The sequence below is a fragment of the Kibdelosporangium phytohabitans genome, assembly GCF_001302585.1.
Lineage (GTDB): Bacteria > Actinomycetota > Actinomycetes > Mycobacteriales > Pseudonocardiaceae > Kibdelosporangium > Kibdelosporangium phytohabitans.
Window position 1 is genome coordinate 6,707,152 of sequence record NZ_CP012752.1, and the last position, 22,265, is coordinate 6,729,416.

The following is a 22,265-nucleotide window of genomic DNA, read 5'->3' on the forward strand; positions in this document are numbered from 1 at the left end:
CTTCGGCTCAGCCGGTCTGCCATGACGTCCACGTCTGCACGACCCGGCTGTAGTTGCCGGTCCACCAGTCGGCGTTGATGAACACCGCGTCGGCCGCCCGTTGCGGGCTGAGCACGTCGATCTGCCGCTGGATGTCGTTCAGGCCCGATTTGGCCGCCGTGTTGGCGGCACCCGCGCCGGACAGCTCGGCGAACTTCGCGCCCTGTTCCGGGCCGGAGGCGTACTTGATCAGCTCCTGGGCCAGGTCCTTGTGCTTGCTGCCCTTCGGCACCACGAACACGTCCCAGGTCACGGGTACTTTGGTGGAAACACGTTTCCACTGCGTACCACCGGCTTTGAGCGTCGAGTACGCGCGAGCGCTGACGATCAGCGCCATGTCGGCCTGGTTGTCCACCATGACCTGCTGTTGCTGGCCGTAGGTCTGGGCCAGCGTGAGGTCGCGGCGGATCTTGCCGTACATCCGCATCGCGCGGTCCATGTCCAGCGGGTACAGCTTGTCCACGGGCACGCCGTCGGCGAGCAACGCGGCCTCGAGCTGGCCGGTGGACGGGTCCTTGGCGTACACAACGCGCTTGCCGGGGAATTTGACCGGGTCGAAGAAGTCCGCGAGGCTGGTGGGCGGGTTGGCGCCGTAGGTCTTCTCGTTGTACATCAGCATCAGCCCGAACAGTGCCGCGGGGACGCCGCACTCGGACAACGTGCCGGGCGGGAAGCTGTCCTTCAGCGGACCGACGTCGATCTTCTCCAGCAAGGTCCCGCAGTGCTCACGTGCCATGAACGCGTCCGTGTCGACGACGTCCCACGTGACACGGCCGGCCTCGACCATGGCGCGCAGTTTCGCGTTGTCCGACGGGCCGTCCAGGACGACCTTGACGCCCGTGTCCTTCTGGTACGGCTCCAGGAATCCCTTCTGCTGCCCATCCTGGTACGCGCCTTTGCCGTACGACACGAACGTCAGCGACTTGCCGTCCCCGCCGGTGCCGCAGGACGCGAGCAACACGGCGACGACAGCCGCCAATCCCAGTCGACGCACGACTCACCCTCCTTGAACACTGGTCTGATGGCTCTGGCTCCAGCTGGCGATCACCGTCTCGCCGGGCGCCGCGGGCAGCGCGGCCCCGGCCAGCCGCATCGCCGAGCCCTCGGCGCCGTCGTCGAACCGCAGCCCGATCCGGTGGTGGTTGCCGACGTAGACGACCTCGGTGATCACGGCCTTGCGGCGCTGGTGACCGCTGGGCACGCTGTCCGGCCCGGCGTGCAGGTCCAGCCGCTCCGGCCGGACCACGATCGCGCCGTGGTCGCCGTCTTCGGTGAAGACGTTGGACTCGCCGAGGAACTGGGCCACGAACAACGTCGCCGGTCGCTCGTACAGCTCGGTGGGTGTCCCGACCTGTTCCACCTTGCCGTTGTTGAACACGGCGATCCGGTCGGACAGCGTCAGCGCCTCTTCCTGGTCGTGCGTCACGAACAGGAACGTCATCCCCAGTTCGCGGTGCATCCGGGCGATTTCCTTGCGCAGCTGGTCGCGCAGCTTCTTGTCCAGCGCGCCGAGCGGCTCGTCCATCAGCAGCGCGCGAGGCTGGTAGACCACGGCACGGGCCAGCGCGACGCGTTGCTGCTGGCCGCCGGACAGCTGCCGTGGCAACCGGTCGGCGCAGTCGGACAGCCCGACCAGGGTCAGCGCGTCGGCCGCGCGGCTCTGGACCTCGGACTTGGGCACGGCGCGCTGTTGCAGCGGGAACGCCACGTTCTTGGCCACGGTGAGGTGCGGGAACAGCGCGTACTGCTGGAACACCACGCCGAGGTCGCGCTTGTGCGGTTTGAGGCCGCTGATGTCCTTGCCGTCGACGCAGATCGAGCCACTGGTCAACGGGACGAACCCGGCGATCATGGACAGCGTGGTGGTCTTGCCGGAACCGGACGGGCCGAGGAACGTCATGAACTCCCCCGGCGCGATGTCCAGCGAGACGTCGTCGACCGCGGGCCGGGGCAGTCCGGCGAACACTTTGGACACTCCGGAGATCCGGATCCCGTGGCTGGCGGAAGGGTTCATGCGTCGCTCCGGCGTCGGCGGATGAGTTGGGGCAGCAGCAGTGCCGCGGTGGTGACCACGACGATCAGGCTGGACGCCGCGGCGATGGTCGGGTCGATCTCCAGCGTGATCGAGTCGTACATCTGGACCGGCAGCGTGCGGATGTCCGGTGTCTGCAGGAACAACGCGATCACGACCTCGTCGAACGAGGTGACGAACGCGAACACGAAACCGGACGCGATGCCCGGTGCCAGCAGCGGCAACGTGATCCGGCGCACGATCGTCCAGCCGGACGCGCCGAGGCTGGCCGCGGCGATCTCCACCGTGCGGTCGTACCCGGCGAGGCTGGCCGACACGGACGTGATCACGAACGGCACGGCAAGGACCGTGTGCGCCAGCACGAACCCGAGGAGCGTGCCGTTGAGGTGCCAGCGCAGGAACGTGGCGTAGATGGCGATCGCGACCACGATCCCGGGCACGATCATCGGCGCCATCATGGCCGAGCGCAGCATCTCCCGCCCGGGGAAGCGGCCACGGTCCAGCCCGATCGCGGCGGCCACGCCGATGACCGTGGCGAGCACGCCCGTCAGCACAGCGGCCTGGACCGAGGTGATCACGGAGTCCATCCACTGCGGCGAGGAGAAGAACTCCTCGTACCAGCGCAGTGACCACTGCTTCGGCGGGAACTCGAACGTCTGACCGGCACCGAGGCTCATGGGAATGACCACGAGCGTCGGCGCGAGCAGCAGCACGGCCACCGCGAGCACCCACAGGCGCAGGCCCCACCCGATCTTCCGGTTCGCGTCAGGCACGGTCCACCGCCTGGTTCAGCGCGGTCGCAGGCCGGGCGACCCGGCTCACCGCGAACAACACGAGAAGAGTCACGACCAGCAGCACCGTGCCCAGCGCACCCGCGCCCGGGAAGTCCAGCAGGTCACCGACCCTGGTCTCGATCACCTGGGACACCAGCGACTGCTGCGGGCTGCCCAGCAGGGCGGGTGTGATGAAGAACCCGAGCGTCACGATGAACACCAGGCTGAAGCCGGACACCACACCCGGCAGCGACAGCGGGACGTAGACGCGGGCGAAGGACTTCGGACGGGACGCGCCGAGGCTGGTGGCCGCGTCCATCAGCCGCAGGTCGATGGTGCTCATCGTGCTGTAGAGCGGCAACACCATGAACGGCAACATCACCTGGACCATCGCCACCGTGACACCGGTGACGCTGCCCAGCAGGACGACGCCGTCGATGCCGATCGCGGAGAAGAACCGATCGATCAACCCGCCACGTTGCTCCAGGAGATACCAGGCGAAGTTACGGGCCATCACCGAAGTCCAGAACGGCAGCAACACCAGCACAGTGAGTACCGCGCGCATGCGACGTGACACGCGCGTCATGGCGTAGGCGTACGGGTAGGCGATGACGAGTGTCGCCAGGCCGACGATCAACGCGGTCCGCAGCGTGCGCAGCAGAACGGTGACCGAGACCCCGTCGGTGAACAAGGCCGAGTAGTTGTCCAGCCCGACCGCCGGTTCGGTGAAGCTGCGCCACACGATGATGGCCAAGGGGTAGAAGAAGAACACCAGCAGCACCGCGACCGCGGGCAACAGAACCCACCCGGCCACTGTCCGGCGGTTGCGCCGTGCCGGGTCGGGCGCCGCAGTAGTGGGCTCGACATCTAGCCCAACGTCCGGCTTGCTGACAAGCATGACGGCCGACGTGTCTTCCAACTCGGCGACTTGCCCGGTGTCCACCTCAGTGGCCGGCTTGCTGCCTGGCCTGCGGTCCCGGTTGTTCGAGGGCATCGGCGTCACCCCGCCAGCCACTTGCTGAACCGTGCGGTCACCGCGTCGAAGTTCTGCGCCCACCACTTCGCGTTGCCGAGCACCACGGTGTGCTTGTGTTCCGGTGCGAACGCGTCGATGCGGCGCTGGATCTCGTCGAACTTCGGGGTGGCGTTCTGATGGGCCGACTGGACCGAGGCCAGTTCGGAGAACTTCACCGCCTGTTCGGGTTTGCTGGCGAACGCGATGAACTTCATCGCCTGGTCCCGGTTCGGTGAGCCCTTCGGCACCACCAGGTCGTTCCAGTTCACCATCGTCTTGTCCCACACCGTCTCGAATGGCGCGCCTGCTTTGAGCGTCTGGTAGGCCCGTGCCGTCGACACAAGCGTCAGGTCGACTTGGCCGTCCACCATGGACTGCTGCATCTGCCCGTAGGTCTTGGCGAACGTGGTGATCGGCTTGATCACGTCGAGCTTGCGCAGTGCGCGCTCGACGTCGAGCGGGTACAGCTGCCCGGCAGGCACACCGTCTGCCAGCAGGGCGTACTCCAGCAAGCCGGTCGCGACGTCCGGCGGGACGATCCTGCGGCCGGGGAAGCGCACCGGGTCGAAGAAGTCCGCGATCGTCGTGGGCTTCGCGGCGGTGAACTTCCTGGTGTCGTACATGAACAGGATGCTGTAGTAGAACGCCGGGACACCGCATTCGCTGACCGTCTCCGGCGGGAAGGCACTGCGGTCGATCACGGAGAAGTCCAGCTTCTCCACGTACTTGCCGCAGTACTGCTCGGCCGCGGCCGCGCTGGTGTCGACCACGTCCCAGGTGACCTTGCCCGCCTCGACCATGGTGCGCAGCTTGGCCTCGTCCACCGGGCCGTCGTTGCGGAACTTCGTCCCGCTCTGCTCGGTGTACGGCTGCTGCCACGCGATCTTCTGGTTTTCCTGGAAGGAGCTCCCGGTGGACACGAACGTGAGCGACGGCTCGCCCGACCCGCTCCCGCCGCACGCGGTCGCGAGGAGCAGGACCAGTGCCAGGCAACCGGGTGTTCTGGTACGGCGCACGGCGACCTCCGAAGTCGGCGTTGACTCTCCTGGTCAGTTCCCGGCTGCCCGCACGTGCGTTGACACGACGCGGACGAGGGTGTCGGCCTGCTCGTCGGTGATCACCAACGGCGGCGAGATGACGATGTTGTTGCCGGCGGCGCGGATGATCAACCCGTCCGCTCGTGCACCGGCCTGGACGCTGGCGGCGTCACGGTCGAGCTCGATGCCGAGCATCAGCCCGACGCCCCGCACCTCGCGGACATGGGCGAGCTCGCCCAGCGGCGCGAGGCCGTCCATCACCCGGGCGCCGACCGTCTTGGCGCGTTCCAGCAGGCCTTCGCGTTCGAGGATGTCCAAGTTGGCCAGTGCGACGGCGGCGCCGACGGGGTGGCCGTTGTAGGTGAAGCCGTGTGAGAACGTGGCGCCGTCGGCGAGGTCCAGCACGCGCCTGCCGATCAGCACGGCGCCCATCGGGATGTAACCGCTGGACAGGCCCTTGGCGGTGACGATCATGTCCGGTTCGATGCCGTAGTACTCGGCGGCGAACCAGTGGCCGACGCGGCCGAACCCGGTCACGATCTCGTCGAGGATCAGCAGGATGTCGTGACGGCGCAGGACCTCCTGGACGCGCGGCCAGTAATCGGCAGGCGGCGGGACCATGCCGCCGACGCCGAGCACCGGCTCGCCGATGAACGCGGCGATGCGGTCCGGGCCCAGCTCGGCGATCTTGTTCTCCAGCTCGGCGACGAGCGTGTCCGTGTCGTGTTCGAGGCTGTGCGGCTTGCCGAGGAACTCCACGTCCGGCAGCAGCGGGCCGAAGCCGGTGCGCAGCCGGTCGATGCCGGTCGCGGAGAGCGATCCGCCGCCCATGCCGTGGTAGCCGGCGGTCCTCGCCAGTATCACGGTCCGCTGTGGACGCCCGGCGTTGTACTGCGCCAGGCGAGCCAGTTTGATCGCGGTCTCGTTGCCCTCGGAGCCGCCGTTGGTGAAGAACACGCGCTCGATCCCGGCGGGTGCCAGCTTGAGCAGCCGGTCGGCCAGCCGGATGGCCGGTTCGTTGGAGTAGTCGTTGAACGAGGAGTAGAACTCCAGCCGCTCGATCTGGGCGGCCGCGGCGGCGGCGAGTTCCTTGCGGCCGTGCCCGGCCGGGCACTGCCACAGGCCGCAGGTTCCATCCAGATAGGACTTGCCGTGGACGTCCCACAGCACCGCGCCCTCACCCCGGTCGAAGATCACCGGGCGGTCCGGCGCGCCGATCGTGGTGTGCGGGTGGATGATGCCGCCCATGTCCATCGCTTCGAGTGTGGTCATGCCCGCCGTCCCTCACAACTTGATCGCGATCGTCCGCGTGAACGCTCCGGCCGCCCAGCGGCTCTGGCGGCCCAGTCTCGACCGCTCTGTTGTCATTGTCAACAGCTGAACCGCGAGCCGATCCCCGTTTCGCGCCTCCACCAGGGAGCGAACGCGAAAACAGCGTCCGCACCGGACACACCGGGCGGCCGGTCGGGCACTGAACCGAGCCAGTAATGCCGGGTCAGCGCCGCCTGTTGACACTATCAACACAGGTCTGCCACGCTCGGCGCCATCGCCGTCCACCGGAGTGCGGCCCAGCCCTCCATCGTGGACACACCCCGTGACCTGCGAGGAGCTTCCATGACAAGGATGAGCAGACGCCGGGCGATCCTGGCCTCCGCCGCCACCGCCTTCACGATGTCCGCCGCGCCCGCGGCGGCAAACACCACCCAGGGCGGGTCGCAGTGCGGATCCTTGCCGCCCGAGCCGATCCCCACGCAGGTGCCCGCCAGAGAAAGCTTCCTGGACGTGCCCGGCGCCCGGTTATGGTTCTGGGACACCGGCGGCAACGGCCCCGCGGTCGTGCTGTCACACCCCGGCAGCGGCAGCGCGTTGTCGTGGCCATACCAGCAGCCCGTGTTCGCCAAAGCCGGGTACCGGGTGATCGCGTACTCACGGCGTGGGCACTACAAGTCCACCATGCCCGAGCCGGGAAACCCAGGCGTCGGCGCCGACGACCTGCACGCGTTGGTCAACCACCTCGGCCTGCGCCGATTCCACCTGATCGGCGCGGCGCTGGGCGGCTACTACGCGACGGACTACGCACTGCTGCACCCGGAGCGGCTGCACAGCCTGGTGATCCTGAGCAGCTTCATGGGCATCTCGGACCCGGAGTACCTGCGGGTGACCGAGTGGCTGCGGCCACCGGGGTTCTCGGCCATGCGGCACGACTTCCTCGAACTCAGCCCGTACTACCGCGCCGCGAACGAGGCAGGCGCGCGTAAATGGCTGGAGATCTCGGACAAGTCGCTGGGCGGGCACGACATCGAAAGCCAGAAGCTGTCCTCACCGATCAGCTGGGCCAGGCTCGAGACACTGCGGGTACGTACCCTGCTGGTCGGCGGGGACGCGGACCTCTACCTGCCGCCGCCGATCCTGCGGATGATCACTGCCCACCTGCCCGCCAGCAGCTCGATCATCTACAGCAAGGTCGGGCACTCGGCGAGCTGGGAACGTCCCAGCGAGTTCAACCGTGACGTGCTGAAGTTCCTGTCCGGCGGCCGGTTCCCCCGCGAAACCTGCCGCTGATCCCGTCTTTGCCGCTTGACTCGGCCAGGCACGGCGGCGCCTGCGCGACCGGGTGCGGCTCGAACTGCAGGACGTGCTGCGGCTGGCTCCCCGTCTTTGCCGCTTGACTCCCCGCCTTGCCGCTTGGCCTGGAGCCCGCACGAGGCTGCCCCACGAGACCTGTCGCTGGCCCCGAGACCTGTCGCTGGCCCCGAGAGCTGCTCACCGGTCGCCGGGGTCGTCAGCCGGATGAGGCTGGCGGCCGTGCCGCTGACCGGCGTGGGTCTCGGGGCCAGCCGAATGCCCAACCTTGCAGCGACAGCGAACCTCGGCGGCGCCACTGGCGGCTTCGAACCTCGGCGCCACCGGGTTCGGCGGGAACTTTGGCGTCACCGGGTTCAGCGGCTTCCACGTGCCGCCCGACCTCGCCACCGCCCCACGTCCGTGGTCTCGTGTCCCACCTCCGACCGGTGATGGTCGCGGGCCCTGCCTCCGGTCAGTGCGGGCCTCCCCGTCGCCAATCAGTGCGGGCCTCGGGGCCACCAGCGACGGCAGATCTCAGCACCACCGGCAACGACGGCTTTCACGTACCGCATGACTTGTCCAACGCTCGATCTTGTCTGACGTGGTCACGAGGCTCGCCGCCTCCCAGCCGGGCCGCTATTCCACCAGAGACAGCGGACCTCGGCACCGCCAACGACAGCGGACCTCGGCACGGCGACACCGGTGTCCACTCGGGCCTGCCGCTGCTCGGCACAAGCCTCGACGCCTCCGGCAACAGCAGCAACCGCGGCCTCGAATCCACCAGCTGCTGCTGCCGACAGCGCCGATCCGGGCCAGGCGAGCAACCCCGTTGTCAACGGACCTCAGCGTCACCGGCAGTTGCAAGGCGACCTCACCTCAGCGCTGCCGGCAGCTGCGAACCTCAGGCCACAGGCAACGGCCTTCATGTGCTGCTGGCCTTGTCTGCGGTGCCTCTGTCGTCGGCAACGCTGGACTTGTCCAACGTGGGCCACGAGATTTGCCGTGGGGCGAGATCCAGGTTCGCGGTCTGCGCGCGTTCCGATCCTACGCTCAACGCCGTTGCCTCGACGATGGTTCCAACTCTATCGAATCCAGCCGCAGGGGTTGACAACGGGGTTGCTCGCCTGGCCGGGATCGCCGTTGCCTGTGGCCTGGCGAGGTGAAGCGAGGCGAGCCGCACCCGGGACTGGCGCTCAATCTCGCGCCCGCCCAGCGATAAGTGCCCGCGCCACCGAGCCAGACTCGAGCCCGAGCCAAACCCGCGCCCGCTTTGGCGGGCCGGGCCTGCACCACCGGACCCACACCCCCGGACCACCCGACCGAACCCGGACCCGGACCCGGACCCGGACCGACCCTGCACCCCGGACCACCCGACCGCACCTGCACCCGCACCGGCCCTGCGCCACCCGCGCGCGGACCTGGCCCCGGCCCCGGATCGCCCCCGCACCCCGGATCAACCGATCGAACCCGTGCCCGCACCATCGGATCGGACCTGCACCCCGATCACCCAACCGAACCCATGCCCGCACCACCGGGCCAGACCCGCGCCCCACACCGGCGGGCCAGGCCCGCGCCCCGGACCACCCGACCGACCTCGAACCACCCAACCGAACCCATGCCCGCACCACCGGGCCGGACTCGCACCCGCATCACCGGATCGGACCACCACCGGACCTGCGCCCGCCGACTGGACCGGAGCCTGCACGCCACGACTGCGCCGACATCTCCAGCCACCAGCCGGTTCAACCGCGTGCAGGCGCCCAGCTCGCGACGGAGCGGCCCCGCCAGGCGAGTCCGATCCAACGGCCCGGGGAGCACAGACAGAAGCTCCGGCTCGGAGTTTGATCATGACTCATGAGGAAACGGGCACCAGCGGCTCAGAGTTTGATCGCGACCGACTTGGTCTCCTGGAAGGCTTCGATGCCCTCGGCGCCGCCTTCTCGTTCCTGTCCGCTGTTGTGCATGCCGCCGAATGGCAGCTCTGGGCGGACGGGAGTGGGGTCGTTGAGGCCGATGACGCCGAAATGCAGGTGGTCCATCGCCGTCCAGAGCCGGGTCAGGTCTTTGCCGAACAGGTACGCGGCCAGGCCGTAGTCGGTCGCGTTCGCGCGGCCGACGGCTTCGGAGTCGGTGTCGAACACGTACACCGGCAGCACTGGGCCGAAGGTCTCTTCGCGGCTGACGAGCATGTCGTCGTGCACTCCGGTGAGGACGGTCGGCTCGTAGAACGCGCCTTTCAGCTCGGCCGGCCCTGACCAGCGTTTGCCTCCGGTGTGGATCTCGGCTCCCCCTGCCACCGCGTCTTCCACGTGTCGCTCGACTTTGGCCAGTGCTGTGTGGTCGATCAACGGGCCGATCGTGGTGCCTTCCGTTGTGCCGCGGCCGACGCGCAGGTCCGCGACCTTCGCGGTGATCAGTGCCAGCAGTTCGTCGTGGACGGACCGGTGCACGAACAGCCGGTTGATCGCGATGCAGCTCTGCCCCGCGTTGGCGAACTTCGCCGCGACCACTCCTGCCGCCGCGGCCGGCAGGTCGGCGTCGGCGAAGACGATCGCGGGTGAGTGGCCGCCCAGTTCCAGCGAGGTGCGGCGCAGGTGCGTGGTGGTGTTGCGGAGCAGGCTGAGCCCGACCTCGGTGGATCCGGTGAAGCTCACTTTCCGCAGCCGCGGGTCCGCGAGCAGCGCGCCTGCGACTTCCGCGGGTCGGGACGTGGTGATCGACTGCAGCACTCCGGCGGGCAGGCCGGTGTCGTGCAGGATCCTCACGAGTTCCGTCGCGATCAGCGGTGTCTGCTCCGCCGGTTTGACGATCAGTGGCGCACCGGCCGCCAGTGCCAGTCCGATCTTGCGGATGAGCATGCTCGCGGGGAAGTTCCACGGGGTGATCGCGAGCGCCGGTCCGACGGGGGCTGTCACCACCAGGCCTGGGCCGTTCGGTGCGGACGGCAACACGCGGCCACCTGCGCGGCGGGCTTCCTCCGCGCTCCATTCCAGCATCCGGGCGCTGCCGAGCAGTTCACCGCGGGCTTCCGCGAGCGGTTTGCCGTTCTCGCTGGTCAGCAGGGGCGCCAGGGTGTCGAGCTTGGCGCGGATCTCGGCTGCGGCCCGGCGCAGGTAGCCGCCGCGCTCCTCCACTGTCACCGCGCGCCAGGCGTCGAACGCCGCGCAGGCAGCGTCCAGGGCGGCTCGCGCGTCCTCCGCGGTTCCGTCCGCCACCCGGCCGACCGGTTCGAGCGTGGCCGGGTCGACGACCTCGAACGACGCGCTGCCCTGCCGCCACTGCCCGTCGATCAGCAAGGTCGCCCCGGTGTCCACCGACATCGCCCACCCCTTCGTCGAACACGCCGTTTCCGGCCTTGGCCGCATCATGCCGCCGCTCTGTTGTTATTGTCAACAGATGAACTCGCGCCACTCAGCGAACACGGACCGGCGTCGAACGCCTACAGTGCACGACATGAAGCCCACGCCAAGCGCCTCGCCGGACCCCGCGCCAGCGGAGCGGGCCGGCCAGCCGCCGTCGGACCAGCTGCCCATCCACGGCCTGCTGTCGTACCGGCTCAGCCGGGTGGCCAACGCGATGTCCCGCAGCGCCGCACTGCGCTACCGGCGGGAATTCGACGTCAGCCTCGGTGAATGGCGGACCATCGCACTGCTCGGCGCGGACGCCCCGCTGACGCTTAACAAGCTGGCCCGACTGGCCGCATTGGACAAGGCGCAGATGAGCAGAGTGGTCGCCAAGCTCAGCGAACGCGGCCTGGTGCTGCGCGAACTGGGCGCGGGCCGCACCACGCAGCTCACCCTGACCCGCAAGGGCGCCGCGCTCTACCGTGGCCTGATCGGCGCGGCCAACGAGCGCGACCAGGCGTTCCTCGTCTGCCTCACCGAGCAGGAACGCCAGGTGCTGGACTCGGCGCTGGACAAACTGGGCACGCTGGCCAGGGCGCTGGAGCGCGCCGAGGAACGGTAAGCAGCTCACTGTTGACACTATCAACACCCTTCTGACACGCTCGGCAGCACGTTGTCGTCAGGAGGTGCGGCCGATGGCCGACCGTGTCACGATCTGCGAGTGCTTCGCCCGCGACGGGTTGCAGCACGAGCCGGACTTCGTCCCAACGGACACCAAGCTGTCCGCCATCGGCGCGTTCGCCGCGGCGGGGTTCCGCCGCATCGAGGCGACCAGCTACAGCCACCCGGACCGCGTCCCCGCGTTCCGCGACGCCAGCGACCTGCTGGCCCGGCTGCCCCGCACGGCGGGAGTCGCCTACAAGGCGACCTGTCCCAACCCCCGTGCCGTCCACCGGGCGATCGCCGACCTGGACGCCGGGCACGGCGCCGGTGAACTGAGCCTGCTCGTCTCGGCGACCGAGGCCCACACCGAGCGCAACCTGCGGACCACCCGCGCCCGGCAGTGGGAGAACGTCACCGAGATGGTGCGGCTGGCCGCGGGCCGGTTCACTTTGGTCGGCGTCATCTCGATGGCGCTGGGTTGCCCGTTCGAAGGCCGCGTCGACCCGGGACGGGTCGTGTCGGACTTCGCCCGGTTCGCCGAACTCGGCGTGTCACTGGTGACTGTCGGCGACACGACCGGCACGGGCACCCCGGCGACGGCCGGATCGCTGTTCGCCCGGCTGGCCAAGGAATTCCCGGACGTGCCCGCGGTGGCGCACTTCCACAACACACGCGGCACCGCGCTCGCCAACTGCGTCGCGGCGCTGGACGCCGGGTGCCGGTACTTCGACAGCGCGTTCGGTGGTGTGGGTGGACATCCGGCGCAGATCGGGTACGGCAGCGGGCTGACTGGCAACACCTGCACCGAGGACTTGGTCACCATGTTCGAGGCGATGGGTGTCGGCACCGGCCTGGACCTCGATCTGGTCATGGCCGCGTCCGCCCGTTGCGAGGAAGCTCTCGGCCGCCCACTGCACAGCATGGTCGCGCGGGCCGGGCTCGGTTTGGCGGCTTGCCATGACAACTGAGGAGACAACCGTGCTGTTGAGCGAGGACCACGGCCCGGTCCGGGTGATCCGGCTCAACCGGCCGGAGAAACACAACGCCCTCAACACCGAGCTGACGACGGCGTTGCTGGACGAACTGCTCGCCGCGGACACCGCCAGTTCGGTTCGCGCGGTGGTGCTCGCCGGTGAGGGACGCAGTTTCTGCGCGGGCGCCGACATCACCGAGTTCGCCGACCTCACCCCGGGCAACCAGGATGCCGTGGTGCGTCGTGCTGATCTGACTGCCCGCACGCAGCTTCTGCCGCAGCAGCTGAGCAAACCGATCGTGTCGGTGGTGTGGGGTGCCGCGCTCGGCGGCGGTGCGGGGTTGGCGATCGGCTGCGACATGATGGTCGTGACCGACGACGTGAAGTTCGGCTACCCGGAGCTGAAGCACTCCCTGGTGCCGGCGATCGTGATGACCGGTCTGCAGCGCCAGATCGGCCGCAAACTCGCGTTCGAGATGATCAGCCACGGCAAGCTGCTCGGCGCCGGCGACCTGGTCCGGCTCGGCCTGGCCAACCGCTGCGTCGACCGGGACAAGGCGCTCGGCATCGGGATCGAGATCGCCGCCAGGTGGAGCGAACCGTCCCCGACGGCGATGGCCGCGACCAAGGACCTGTTCTACCGCGTCGCCGACCTGCCGGTGGAACAGGCGATGCGGGCCGGGCGGGACGTCAACGCGATCATGCGCGGTTTCCGGGGCTGATGGCGCGTGCTCCCACTGTCCGGTATCACCGTTCTCGACTTCTCCCGTGTCCTCGCCGGCCCGATGGCCACGCAGGTCCTCGCCGAACTCGGCGCGGACGTGATCAAAGTGGAACGTCCCGGGTCCGGTGACGAGTCACGGCTCATGCAACCGGTGCTGCCCAGCGGCGAGAGCGCGTACTACTTCGCGTTCAACCGGGGCAAGCGCTCGGTCGTCCTCGACCTGAAGACCGACAGCGGACGGCGCGTGGCCAGTGGCCTCGCCGCGTCCGCGGACGTCGTGGTCGAGAACTTCCTGCCCGGCGCCATGGACCGCCTCGGCCTGGGCTACTCGGCGTTGTCCGCGGCCAATCCCGGTCTGGTGTACGTGTCCTGCACCGGCTTCGGGCAGCACGGGCCGTACTCTGACCGCAAGGGATACGACACGGTCTTCCAGGCGCTGTCCGGGATGATGGCGTTGACCGGGCACCCTGACTCACCGCCCGCGAAAGCCGGGGTTCCCGTCGCCGACATGACCTCCGGCCTGTGGATCGCGGTCGCCGTCCTCACCGGCCTGGTCGGGCGGGGCAGCACGGGAACCGGCAGGCACATGGACCTGTCCATGATGGACGTGCAAGTCAGCCTGCTCGCCCTCGCCGCGGCGCGGTTGTTCGCGTTGGACGAGGACCCGCAACGCACTGGCACCGAGCATCCCGGCCGCGTCCCGTCTGCCGCGTTCGGCTGTGCCGACGGGAAATGGCTGCACATCAGTTGCAGCGACCAGCACTGGCTGCCGCTGTGCGAGGTGGTGGACGTGCCTGATCTGGCTGGAGACGAGCAGTTGCGGAACAATGCCGGTCGTTTGGCTGATCGGGAACGGGTGATGTCCGTGCTCACCGCCGCTTTCGCCCGGCGTCCCCGCGCCGACCTGGCGAACGCGTTGCGGGCGGCCGGTGTGCCGGTCGGTGAGGTGAACACGGTCCGGGAGGTGCTCGCCGACGAGAACACGGTGGCACGGGGAATGGTCGGCGCCTTCGAGCATCCAGTGGCCGGTGAGTTCCCGGCGTTGCGCACTCCACTTCGGATGTCCGATGTGGCCGACTACGCCGCCCTGCCCGTGGGAACCCCGCCGCGGCTGGGCGCGGACACCGGTGACGTGCTGCGCGACCGGCTGGGGCTCAGTGACAGCGAGATCGACGCGTTGCGTCAGGAAGGGGCGATCGGGTGACACGCAACGACATTGGCACCGAGGTACTCCTGGACGTCGTCGACGGGGTCGCGACTGTCGTGCTGAACCGCCCGGAGGCACGCAACGGGCTCAACCTGGCGATGTGCCTGGCGTTGCGGGAGGTGTTCGAGCAGCTGGACTCCGCCGCGGACGTGCGGGTGGTGCTGTTGCGGGCGAGCGGTCCGGCGTTCTGTGCCGGAGCGGACCTCAAGGAGCGCACCGGGCGGGACGCGTCCTGGGTGCGACGCAGGCGGCAGGCCTCCTTCGCCGCCTACGAGGCGATCGAGCGGTGCTCCAAGCCTGTGGTGGCGCTGGTGCACGGCGCCGTGGTCGGTTCCGGTGGGGAAATCGCGATGAGCTGTGACTTCGTGGTGGCGTCCACCGACACCACGTTCCGTTTCCCGGAACCGCACTGGGGCACAGTCGGCGCCACGCAACGGTTGCAGCGCGTGATCGGCCGTCAACGCGCCAAGGAGTTGCTGTTCACCAACCGGGCGATGACGGCCGCCGAAGCGCACCGGGTCGGCCTGGTGGCGCGGCTGACCGAACCAGGCGAGCTGGACGCGGCGGGCGCGGGTGTGGCGGCCGAGATCGCCAAGGCTCCCCCGCTGTCGGTGGCATTGACCAAACAAGCAGTCGACCTGGGTGCGGAGACCGATTTGGACCGCGGTATCCGGATCGAGATGGCGGCGATCGAGCGCAACCTCGCGGACGGCGGCTGGCAGCGGGGCGTGGCAGACTTCAACGGCTCGGTCAAGGCGGCTGAACGGGACCGGGAGGGCTGATGGAGCTGGCTGGGATCTGTCCACTCACCACAGACGCGGTGCTGCGCCGTGCCGTGGCCATCGCCCCTGACGTGGAAGCCGTGGTGACCGCGGACAGCCGCGTCACGTACGCCGAACTGGCCGCTGAGGTGGACCGCATCCGTGGGGCCCTTGCCGCCGCCGGCGTGCGGCGCGGTGATCATGTCGGTGTCTGCGTGGGCAACGGGCCACGCTGGGTGGCGTTGTTCCTTGCTATCAGCTCATTGGGTGCCGTGACTGTACCGGTCAACACGCGGCTGAAGTCGGGTGAACTCGGCTTCGTGCTGCGTCAGGCCAAGATCGGTCTGCTGTTCCTGGCGGATCGGGTGCTGACCGCCGACCTGACCGGGATCCTGCGAGCCGCGTGCCCGTCGGTGGACACCGAACTGCCTGATCCCGGTCTGCCCGACCTGCGGCGAGTCGTCGTGATCGGCGAACAGGTCCCTGCGGCGGCCGGTACGTGGGAGGATTTCCTCGCCGCGGCCGCCGGGCCGGTCGCGGCCGGCTGCTCGCCGGACGACATTCTGCTGGTCCAGTACACGTCAGGGACCACGTCGTATCCCAAGGGCGTGTTGCTGACGCACCGCAGCATGTGCGCCAACGGCTTCTTCTCCGGCGGGCGCGTCGGACTGCGCGCCGGGGACAGGTTCCACACCGCACGACCGTTCTTCCACGTCGCCGGGACCACGCTGTCCATCCTGTCGTGCCTGCAGCACGTGGCGACCGTGGTGGCGATGGAGAAGTTCGAGGCGGGGGCGGCGCTGCGGCTGTTCGAGGCCGAGCGGTGCACGCATTTCTCGGGCAACGACACGATCGCGTTGATGCTGCTCAACCACCCGTCCCGGCCGAATCGCCGGCTGGTGCTGCGCGGCGCGTGGCTGGCCGCGTCCGCCTCGGTGGTGCGACGGGTGATCGACGAGCTCGGGGCGCGGGAATGCGTTGTCGGGTACGGGCTTTCCGAGGCGTCGCCGAACGTGGCGCAGTCGGCGTGGTGGGAGCCCGAGGAGATCCGCGCTGCGGCTCTCATGCTCCCCCAGCCGGGTGTCGAGGTCCGTGTCCGGGATGTCTCGTCCGGTGCGGACTGTCCGGTGGGGACGGCCGGGGAGATCGTCGTGCGCGGCTGGAACGTCATGCGCGGGTATCTCGACCTGCCGCAGGACACGGCGGCGGCGCTGGACCCGGACGGCTGGCTGCACACCGGTGACCTCGGCAGGCTGGACGAGGACGGCAGGCTGGAGTTCGCGGGCAGGCTCAAGGACATCATCCGGGTCGGCGGTGAGAACGTCGCACCGGCCGAGGTGGAGAACGTGCTCCACCAGCACCCGATGATCCGTCAGGCGGTGGTGGTCGGCGTGCCGGACGACCGGCTGGTGGAGGTGCCGTTCGCGTTCGTGGTCCTCAACGAGGGCTGCGCGGCGACGCCGGTCGAGCTGGTCGACTGGGTCCGGCCGCGCCTGGCCGGGTTCAAGGTGCCGCGTCAGGTCCACTTGGTGGACAGCTTCGAACAGTTCGGCGTGACGGAGAGCTCGAAGGTGCGCAAACAGCCGCTGGCTGAGCACGCGGTGCGTCTGCTGGAGGCCGGGCGATGAGGATCCGGACGCCGGTCACGGACTTGCTCGGCATCGATCTGCCGGTCGTGCAGGCTGGGATGTCGTGGGTCTCGTCGGCGTCGGCGTTGCCGTTGGCCGTGTCGCGCGCGGGTGGACTCGGTGTCGTGGCCGCGGGGCCGATGCGGATTCCCGATCTCAGTCGCGTGATCGACGAGATGGAGCACGGCACGGACCAGCCGTTCGCGGTGAACCTCCCGCTGTACCGGCGCGGAGTCGATGAGGTCATGGACTTGCTGGTGGCTCGGCGGCCTCGGGTGCTGATCGCTTCACAGGGCGGGCCGCGGCGCTACTTGGCGCGGTTTCGTGACGCGGGAACGATCTGCCTGCACGTGGTGGCCGGTGTCGAGCACGCGGTGAAGGCAGCCGAGGCCGGTGTGGACGGTCTGGTGGTCGTCGGCGCTGAGGCGGGTGGGCATCCCGCGCCCGACCAGGTGTCCACTTTGGTCGTTGTCCGTGCGGTGGCCGCTGCTGTGCCGGAGCTGCCGGTGATCGCGTCCGGTGGCTTCGCCGACGGCGCGGGCCTGGCCGCCGCGCTGGCGATCGGTGCTGGAGCCGTGCAGTTCGGTACGAGGTTCCTGCTCAGTGCGGAGGCGAACGTGCATCGGGCGTATCAGGACGCGGTGCTGCGAGCCGGGATCACGGACACGCGTCTGGTCGGCCGTGGTCTCGGGCCGGTCCGGGCGCTGGCCAACGAGTTCGCCGAACGGATGGTCAAGCTCGAGGACAGCGGCGCCGACCTGGATGCCCGGCGGGCCGAGTTCACCAGGTCGACTCTGCGGATGGCCGCGTACGACGGTGACGTGGTGCACGGCAAAGTCGAGGCTGGTCAGTCCGCCGGGCTGATCGACTCGGTGCTGCCCGCCGGCGAGATCGTCCGCCGCATCGCTGAGGAGTACGTCGCGACCGTCGACCGTCTCCCTCGACCGGACTAGGGTTTCATCGCTATCACCCAGCGGTTGGAGTCCAGCGCGTCGGGCGGTGGTTCGGGCAGCGGACCACGCCCGTACTGGCGGCTGAAGTCGAACGGCGTGTGTATCCGCGCTGTCCAGCCCAGGGCTCGCAGGGCCGCCGCCGAGTCCGGGCGTTGCCCACGGTCGAACAGCGCGAGCAGGTCGACTCCGGTCTGGGCCATCGTCGACGTGTAGATCGGGTGGTCACGCACCAGGGGCACGTCACGGACGGGTTTGACCTCGTAGGCGATCGTGCTGCCGGACGCGGACAAGCGGTCCACAGTCTCGATCAGGCGGCGTTCCGCGTCCGCCGGGAGGTACAGCAGCAGGCCCTCAGCCAGCCACGTGGTGGGCTCGCCCGGTCGGAACCCGTCCAGCAGGCCCGCCCATTCGGCACACAGGTCCGCGGGTACCACCCGGCGGTCAGCGCGCGGACGGGCGCTCACGGCGTCCAGCACGTCCTGCTTGAACGTCAGCACTCCTGGTTTGTCCAGTTCGAACACGACCGAGCCCGGCCGCCAGTCGAGCCGGAACGCTCTCGTGTCCAGGCCCGCACCCAGCAGCACCAGCTGGCGGTTGCCCGCGTCCCGCACCACGTCGTCCAGCACTCTGGTGCGGAGGCCGAAGTAACGGCCCAACCTGCCCCACAACGGGTTGGCGTCACCGTCTGGCACATCCTGTGGGCGCACGGGCCAGGCCGCGGAGGCGGGCGCCGCCCGGACGAAGTGTTCGGCGTAGTCGTCCCGCGCGAGGGAGTCCGGGCGGTGTGTCTCGATGGCACGCGCAGCCGCGACCATCAGCGCTGTCAGGCCGACGCCTCCGTTGATCTCACTGCCGATTCCGCTGGTGGGCACGGTTTCTCCTCTCGTACGACCGGTTCACACCATGCGGTCGTACGGTCGTGCGTGGTGGTTCGGGCGCCGTAAAGGGTTGCCATGAACCGCACAGTCTCGTCGTCCTGGTGGAGCAGGCTGGTGGTGCAGTCCGTCAGGACGGTTATGTGCCATCCTTTCTGGAAGGCGGTGCGCGCGGTCGAGTCGAGGCACACGTCCGCGTACACCCCGGCGAACACCAGGTGCTGGAAACCGCCTCGCACCAGATGCTCCTCGAAACCGTCCGCCAGGAACGCATCGAAACACGCGTGTTTGGTGAACACGCGCTCGCCTGGCGCCGGTGTCACTTTGTGGAACTCGGCGCCCCACGTGCCTTCGCGGCATTTCGGCGCGGCGCCGCGCAGTTCATCACGGCGCCGCCAGCTTGGGCGTTGGTACTCGGCGTCGCCGAGGAATCGGACGAACACCACTTCCATGCCGTGTGCTCGCGCCACGTCCACTGCCCGCGCGGCGTTGGTCGTCGCCGTGTCCAGGCGCGCGGGATCGCCGCGGTACCTGGCCATCGCGACCGGACCCGTGCAGAAGTCGTTCTGCAGGTCGACGACGACCAGCGCCGTCCGCGTCACGAACCCGCCACCAACGCCGGTGGGCTGCTGTCGTGTTCGCGGGACACCTCGGCCAGCAGTGCGTCGACCACGGCTGTGGTCGAATGCCGGCCGCCCGCGTCAGGTGTGCGGACACCGCCAGCGGCCACAGCGGCGAGCGCGCGCTCCATCGCGGCCATCGCACCGGCGCCGCCTGCGTGCCGCTCGATGATTGCGGCGGCGGCACGGACTGTGGCCGACGGGTTGACGGTGTCACGACCGGCCAGATCATCCGCGGAGCCGTGCACGGTCTGGTATTCCACCAGGCCGGACACGTCGGGGCGCAGGTGGACGTTCTCGGTGTAGCGGTCTTCCTGCCGTTGCGTGCCGAACCGGTCGAGCAGGACGACGTGCATGATGTCGGCCCATTCGTTGCTGGCGACGATCACCGTCCGCTTCGGCAGGCCGTGCTGGATCAGGTTCCGGTTCACGGTGTCCGGTTGCCACAGTCCTATCCGGACGTCGTGCCGGGTGGCCGCGGCCCGTACCCAGTCGTCGAACGCGCCGTCCAGCAGGTGGAACTTGTAGGCCATGACGACCTGGTCCGGGCCGCCGTCCGGCCATTGGCGCCGGGCGCGGGCGATGGCGTAGTCGATGATCTCGCCGGTGATCTCCTCGGTGAACTCGGCGGTCCGGGAGATCACGCCGGGCCGGTGCTGGTTCTCGCCCGTGTAGAAGCCCTGGGCCTCGTCGCGGACGAGCAGCAGCGACGAATCCGGCGCCGTCATCACGTCGACCTTCACCGCGCGCAGCCGCTGCCGCACGAGGTACAGCGACTGCGCGTTGATGGCTGTGCGGAAGACTGCCGACACGCCTTGGCTGGCGAGTTTCCGGCAGAACTCCTCGTAGTGCCGGGCGTCCTCGTCGGTGAGCTTGCGGATCGTCTCCGTGTCATCCGCTTCGGCGCGCAGCGAGTGGTAGGAGTGGTAGACCCGCGGCGAACGGGCGACGGTCAGCGGGACGTCGTACATCCCGCTGAGCTCGTCGATCACCCGCTGGAACACGGCGGCGAGTTCCGCCCCCGTGCCCCGCCCCACAGCCAGTCCGACAGCCGGTGTCACTTCGCGCCCGGCACCAGGTGGTCGCCGGCGATCCCGGACGCGTCCGGGCTGTAGTAGTCCTTGATGCCGGCGACCCAGACGCTCACCGTGATCTGGTCGTCGTCGTTGGGGCCGAACGCGTCGAACAACGCGTCGATGTTCGCGCGCCCGAAGCCGATCGCGGTCATCAGCGCGGTGAACACCGGGCGTTCGATCAGGCCGTCGCCGTCCGGGTCGCCGAGCACCGCGAGGGCACGGGCGAACTCGTCGATCGTGTCCTCGAAGCGTTCCGGCGACAGCACGCAGGCGCGGAACTCGTCCAGGCTGACCTTGCCGTCGCCGTCGACGTCCAGTTCCGCGGCCAGCGTGGCCCAGTACCGGCGGAACGCCGACAGGATCGCGGCCCTGGCTGCGGCGGTGGAGTCCGTCGCGACCGCGGCGACCCGGCTGGCCATCAGCTCGAAGTCGCCTGCTTCGAGCTGACCGCTGTCGTCGGCGTCGAAGAGCGTGAAGATGAGATCGACGCGGTCCACTGCCTCCGTGCGCATGGAACGACCACCTTTTCTCGTGCGGATGTGACGAGGTGCGAGGGATTTGCCCGATGTCCCGGTCTCGGCCGACCGGTTCGCGGCGACTGGCTCCGACTATGCCAGAGTCCGCCACCCACCGAACCGCATCCACCGGAAAGAGTGAAACTCGCGATCCTGCCGGGAAATTAGGCCGAACGGGTTGCCCGCCCACCGATGGGACGAGCCGTGTCACCCTTTTCCCGCAACAGGATCTACCGAAAGTCGATGTGCCTCTGGTCAGAGTCGCCAGCGCACGGCCCGGATTCCGGCGGCGGAGTCAGACCACCCTGCGACCGTGCCCGCGTTGTTGACGAAGACGGCCTGGCTGGCCTTGCCACCGGGCAGGAAACCCAACGAGGTCACGGCGCCGCTGGCAGCCCAGTGGACGGCGTGGTTCTCCATGGCGAACGGTGAGCGGAGCACGGACGAGGCTCCGACCGTGACGCCCTCGTCGTTGATGTCGCTCGCGAGGCTGTAGGGGTCGTTGGGGAGGCTCGGCAGGGTGGAGACGGTTCCGTCCGGCGCCCATCGGGCCGCGTGGCGGTACGGGATGTTGCCGATGTTCCCGGCGATCGCGCCAGTGGCGTTGATCGCGGCTGGTTCCGCGTAGGAGCCGAGGTCGACGGTTGAGCCGTCCGGGTCGAGGCGCACGCCGCGGCTGGAATTGCCCCATCCGGCGATGGCGCCGGAATTGTTGATGATGTAAGGGATGACAACGTGGGCGCTGATGTCGGTGGATGTGCCGTCGGGGTGCCACCGCAGGACCCGGCCGGGGACGTTCGGGCCCGAAGTGGACCCGGCGACGACGTTGCTGTCGTTGGCGGCTCGGCCTGTGGAGTCGGTGTAACCGGCGGGAATGGGGAGTTGGGTGATCGTTGTGCCGGGTGACCAGCGCACCGCGCGGGTGGGGCGGCCGGGGCCGAGGGAGTGGCCGACGACGGTGCCGTCCGCGGTGACCGCGGTCGCCCGGCTGGATGTGTCACCGGGTAGCGGGTCGAGGACTGTGACTGTGTTGTCGGTGTTCCACCGCAGTGCGCGTTCGGCTTGGCCGCCGTAGCTCGAACCGGCGATGACGCCGGAGTCGTTGACGCCCGCGGGTCTGCTGCGTGGATTGGTTCCGTTGGCCGGGAGAGGCAGGGCGGTGATCACGCCGTCGGCGCTCCACTTCACCGCGCGTTCCCTGATGATCACCGAGGAGGCGTCCCGGGCGAACGACGTGCCGATGACGACGCCGGCCTGGTTGAGCCCGGACACGGTGCTGGATGTGTCGCCGGGCAGGGTGCCCAGGTCTGTGATGGTGGACGACCCGGCTGCCGCGGGCGGTGCCGCGGCGAGCGCCGAGGTCAGGGCTGTGATCAGGGTTGCGGTAACACCGATTCTCATGGTCACGCACCTTTCGTGGATGTCGTGGATCCACTACCGGAAGGTACGTAAGCACATCACGGTA

Annotated in this window: 20 protein-coding genes; 8 read left to right on the forward strand and 12 right to left on the reverse strand. The window is 69.1% G+C overall.

The window, feature by feature from the left end; translation table 11 throughout:
* Window positions 1–7 precede the first annotated feature (7 nt).
* The 6 genes from AOZ06_RS30245 to AOZ06_RS30270 are packed head-to-tail and all read right to left on the reverse strand — an operon-like array spanning window position 8 to window position 6,168.
* Window positions 8–1,033 (reverse strand): extracellular solute-binding protein, encoded by a 1,026-nt coding sequence (locus tag AOZ06_RS30245; RefSeq protein ID WP_054292511.1) that lies wholly within the window; start codon window positions 1,031–1,033, stop codon window positions 8–10.
* Window positions 1,034–1,036: 3 nt separating this feature from the next.
* Window positions 1,037–2,053: an ABC transporter ATP-binding protein gene (locus AOZ06_RS30250; protein ID WP_054292512.1), complete on the reverse strand. Its 1,017-nt coding sequence runs from the start codon at window positions 2,051–2,053 to the stop codon at window positions 1,037–1,039.
* Window positions 2,050–2,844: an ABC transporter permease gene (locus AOZ06_RS30255; RefSeq protein ID WP_054292513.1), complete on the reverse strand. Its 795-nt coding sequence runs from the start codon at window positions 2,842–2,844 to the stop codon at window positions 2,050–2,052. The genes AOZ06_RS30250 and AOZ06_RS30255 overlap by 4 nt, the downstream gene beginning before the upstream one ends.
* Window positions 2,837–3,838, reverse strand: coding sequence for an ABC transporter permease (locus tag AOZ06_RS30260; RefSeq protein WP_225952946.1), 1,002 nt, complete (start codon window positions 3,836–3,838; stop codon window positions 2,837–2,839). The genes AOZ06_RS30255 and AOZ06_RS30260 overlap by 8 nt, the downstream gene beginning before the upstream one ends.
* 5 nt (window positions 3,839–3,843) lie before the next feature.
* Complete coding sequence (locus tag AOZ06_RS30265; RefSeq protein WP_054292514.1) at window positions 3,844–4,875, reverse strand: ABC transporter substrate-binding protein; 1,032 nt, start codon at window positions 4,873–4,875, stop codon at window positions 3,844–3,846.
* A 33-nt stretch (window positions 4,876–4,908) separates the two neighbouring features.
* Entirely contained in the window at window positions 4,909–6,168 is a 1,260-nt protein-coding gene (locus AOZ06_RS30270) for an aminotransferase family protein (RefSeq protein ID WP_054292515.1), read from the reverse strand.
* Window positions 6,169–6,519: 351 nt separating this feature from the next.
* Between AOZ06_RS30270 and AOZ06_RS30275 the strand changes: the two genes are divergently transcribed.
* Window positions 6,520–7,458, forward strand: coding sequence for an alpha/beta fold hydrolase (locus tag AOZ06_RS30275; protein ID WP_054292516.1), 939 nt, complete (start codon window positions 6,520–6,522; stop codon window positions 7,456–7,458).
* A gap of 1,880 nt (window positions 7,459–9,338) precedes the next feature.
* On the opposite strand, the gene AOZ06_RS30280 is transcribed toward AOZ06_RS30275, so the two are convergent.
* Entirely contained in the window at window positions 9,339–10,781 is a 1,443-nt protein-coding gene (locus tag AOZ06_RS30280; RefSeq protein ID WP_054292517.1) for an NAD-dependent succinate-semialdehyde dehydrogenase, read from the reverse strand.
* Window positions 10,782–10,914: 133 nt separating this feature from the next.
* Here AOZ06_RS30280 and AOZ06_RS30285 point away from each other — a divergent pair, with 133 nt between their 5' ends.
* The 7 genes from AOZ06_RS30285 (at window position 10,915) to AOZ06_RS30315 (ending at window position 17,714) form a co-directional block, all read left to right on the forward strand.
* Window positions 10,915–11,427, forward strand: coding sequence for a MarR family winged helix-turn-helix transcriptional regulator (locus AOZ06_RS30285; RefSeq protein ID WP_054292518.1), 513 nt, complete (start codon window positions 10,915–10,917; stop codon window positions 11,425–11,427).
* A 73-nt stretch (window positions 11,428–11,500) separates the two neighbouring features.
* The gene (locus AOZ06_RS30290) at window positions 11,501–12,436 is read left to right on the forward strand and encodes a beta/alpha barrel domain-containing protein (RefSeq protein WP_054292519.1); all 936 of its coding nucleotides are present in this window, start codon (window positions 11,501–11,503) and stop codon (window positions 12,434–12,436) included.
* A 10-nt stretch (window positions 12,437–12,446) separates the two neighbouring features.
* Window positions 12,447–13,163: an enoyl-CoA hydratase/isomerase family protein gene (locus tag AOZ06_RS30295; RefSeq protein WP_236951789.1), complete on the forward strand. Its 717-nt coding sequence runs from the start codon at window positions 12,447–12,449 to the stop codon at window positions 13,161–13,163.
* A gap of 6 nt (window positions 13,164–13,169) precedes the next feature.
* A complete protein-coding gene (locus tag AOZ06_RS30300; protein WP_083472030.1) occupies window positions 13,170–14,369 on the forward strand; it encodes a CaiB/BaiF CoA transferase family protein in 1,200 nt (399 codons plus the stop codon).
* Window positions 14,366–15,154 (forward strand): enoyl-CoA hydratase/isomerase family protein, encoded by a 789-nt coding sequence (locus AOZ06_RS30305; RefSeq protein ID WP_236951790.1) that lies wholly within the window; start codon window positions 14,366–14,368, stop codon window positions 15,152–15,154. Before AOZ06_RS30300 ends, AOZ06_RS30305 begins: the two co-directional genes overlap by 4 nt.
* The gene (locus AOZ06_RS30310; RefSeq protein WP_054292521.1) at window positions 15,154–16,761 is read left to right on the forward strand and encodes an AMP-binding protein; all 1,608 of its coding nucleotides are present in this window, start codon (window positions 15,154–15,156) and stop codon (window positions 16,759–16,761) included. Before AOZ06_RS30305 ends, AOZ06_RS30310 begins: the two co-directional genes overlap by 1 nt.
* Window positions 16,758–17,714 carry an NAD(P)H-dependent flavin oxidoreductase gene (locus AOZ06_RS30315; RefSeq protein WP_054292522.1) on the forward strand — a complete coding sequence of 319 codons (957 nt, stop codon included), beginning with the start codon at window positions 16,758–16,760 and terminating at the stop codon, window positions 17,712–17,714. The genes AOZ06_RS30310 and AOZ06_RS30315 overlap by 4 nt, the downstream gene beginning before the upstream one ends.
* On the opposite strand, the gene AOZ06_RS30320 is transcribed toward AOZ06_RS30315, so the two are convergent.
* From AOZ06_RS30320 to AOZ06_RS30340, 5 genes are all read right to left on the reverse strand, one after another.
* Window positions 17,711–18,586, reverse strand: a complete 876-nt coding sequence (locus AOZ06_RS30320) for an SAM-dependent methyltransferase (RefSeq protein ID WP_054292523.1) — start codon at window positions 18,584–18,586, stop codon at window positions 17,711–17,713. The genes AOZ06_RS30315 and AOZ06_RS30320 overlap by 4 nt on opposite strands.
* A complete protein-coding gene (locus AOZ06_RS30325) occupies window positions 18,538–19,191 on the reverse strand; it encodes a cysteine hydrolase family protein (protein WP_054292524.1) in 654 nt (217 codons plus the stop codon). Before AOZ06_RS30325 ends, AOZ06_RS30320 begins: the two co-directional genes overlap by 49 nt.
* Window positions 19,188–20,270, reverse strand: a complete 1,083-nt coding sequence (locus AOZ06_RS30330) for an isocitrate/isopropylmalate family dehydrogenase (protein ID WP_054292525.1) — start codon at window positions 20,268–20,270, stop codon at window positions 19,188–19,190. The genes AOZ06_RS30325 and AOZ06_RS30330 overlap by 4 nt, the downstream gene beginning before the upstream one ends.
* On the reverse strand, window positions 20,267–20,797 hold the full coding sequence (locus AOZ06_RS30335) for an EF-hand domain-containing protein (protein ID WP_054292526.1): 531 nt from the start codon (window positions 20,795–20,797) through the stop codon (window positions 20,267–20,269). Before AOZ06_RS30335 ends, AOZ06_RS30330 begins: the two co-directional genes overlap by 4 nt.
* 258 nt (window positions 20,798–21,055) lie before the next feature.
* Window positions 21,056–22,201 (reverse strand): hypothetical protein, encoded by a 1,146-nt coding sequence (locus tag AOZ06_RS30340; RefSeq protein ID WP_054292527.1) that lies wholly within the window; start codon window positions 22,199–22,201, stop codon window positions 21,056–21,058.
* Window positions 22,202–22,265: the final 64 nt, after the last annotated feature.

What these genes read in the sequence shown, in the direction of transcription:
- AOZ06_RS30250 (WP_054292512.1), bottom strand. Translation starts at nt 2,053, where the DNA reads ATGAACCCTTCCGCCAGCCACGGGATCCGGATCTCCGGAGTGTCCAAA.
- AOZ06_RS30260 (WP_225952946.1), bottom strand. Translation starts at nt 3,838, where the DNA reads ATGCCCTCGAACAACCGGGACCGCAGGCCAGGCAGCAAGCCGGCCACT.
- AOZ06_RS30315 (WP_054292522.1), top strand. Translation starts at nt 16,758, where the DNA reads ATGAGGATCCGGACGCCGGTCACGGACTTGCTCGGCATCGATCTGCCG.
- AOZ06_RS30340 (WP_054292527.1), bottom strand. Translation starts at nt 22,201, where the DNA reads ATGAGAATCGGTGTTACCGCAACCCTGATCACAGCCCTGACCTCGGCG.
- AOZ06_RS30275 (WP_054292516.1), top strand. Translation starts at nt 6,520, where the DNA reads ATGAGCAGACGCCGGGCGATCCTGGCCTCCGCCGCCACCGCCTTCACG.
- AOZ06_RS30290 (WP_054292519.1), top strand. Translation starts at nt 11,501, where the DNA reads ATGGCCGACCGTGTCACGATCTGCGAGTGCTTCGCCCGCGACGGGTTG.
- AOZ06_RS30310 (WP_054292521.1), top strand. Translation starts at nt 15,154, where the DNA reads ATGGAGCTGGCTGGGATCTGTCCACTCACCACAGACGCGGTGCTGCGC.
- AOZ06_RS30280 (WP_054292517.1), bottom strand. Translation starts at nt 10,781, where the DNA reads ATGTCGGTGGACACCGGGGCGACCTTGCTGATCGACGGGCAGTGGCGG.
- AOZ06_RS30285 (WP_054292518.1), top strand. Translation starts at nt 10,915, where the DNA reads ATGAAGCCCACGCCAAGCGCCTCGCCGGACCCCGCGCCAGCGGAGCGG.
- AOZ06_RS30335 (WP_054292526.1), bottom strand. Translation starts at nt 20,797, where the DNA reads ATGCGCACGGAGGCAGTGGACCGCGTCGATCTCATCTTCACGCTCTTC.
- AOZ06_RS30270 (WP_054292515.1), bottom strand. Translation starts at nt 6,168, where the DNA reads ATGACCACACTCGAAGCGATGGACATGGGCGGCATCATCCACCCGCAC.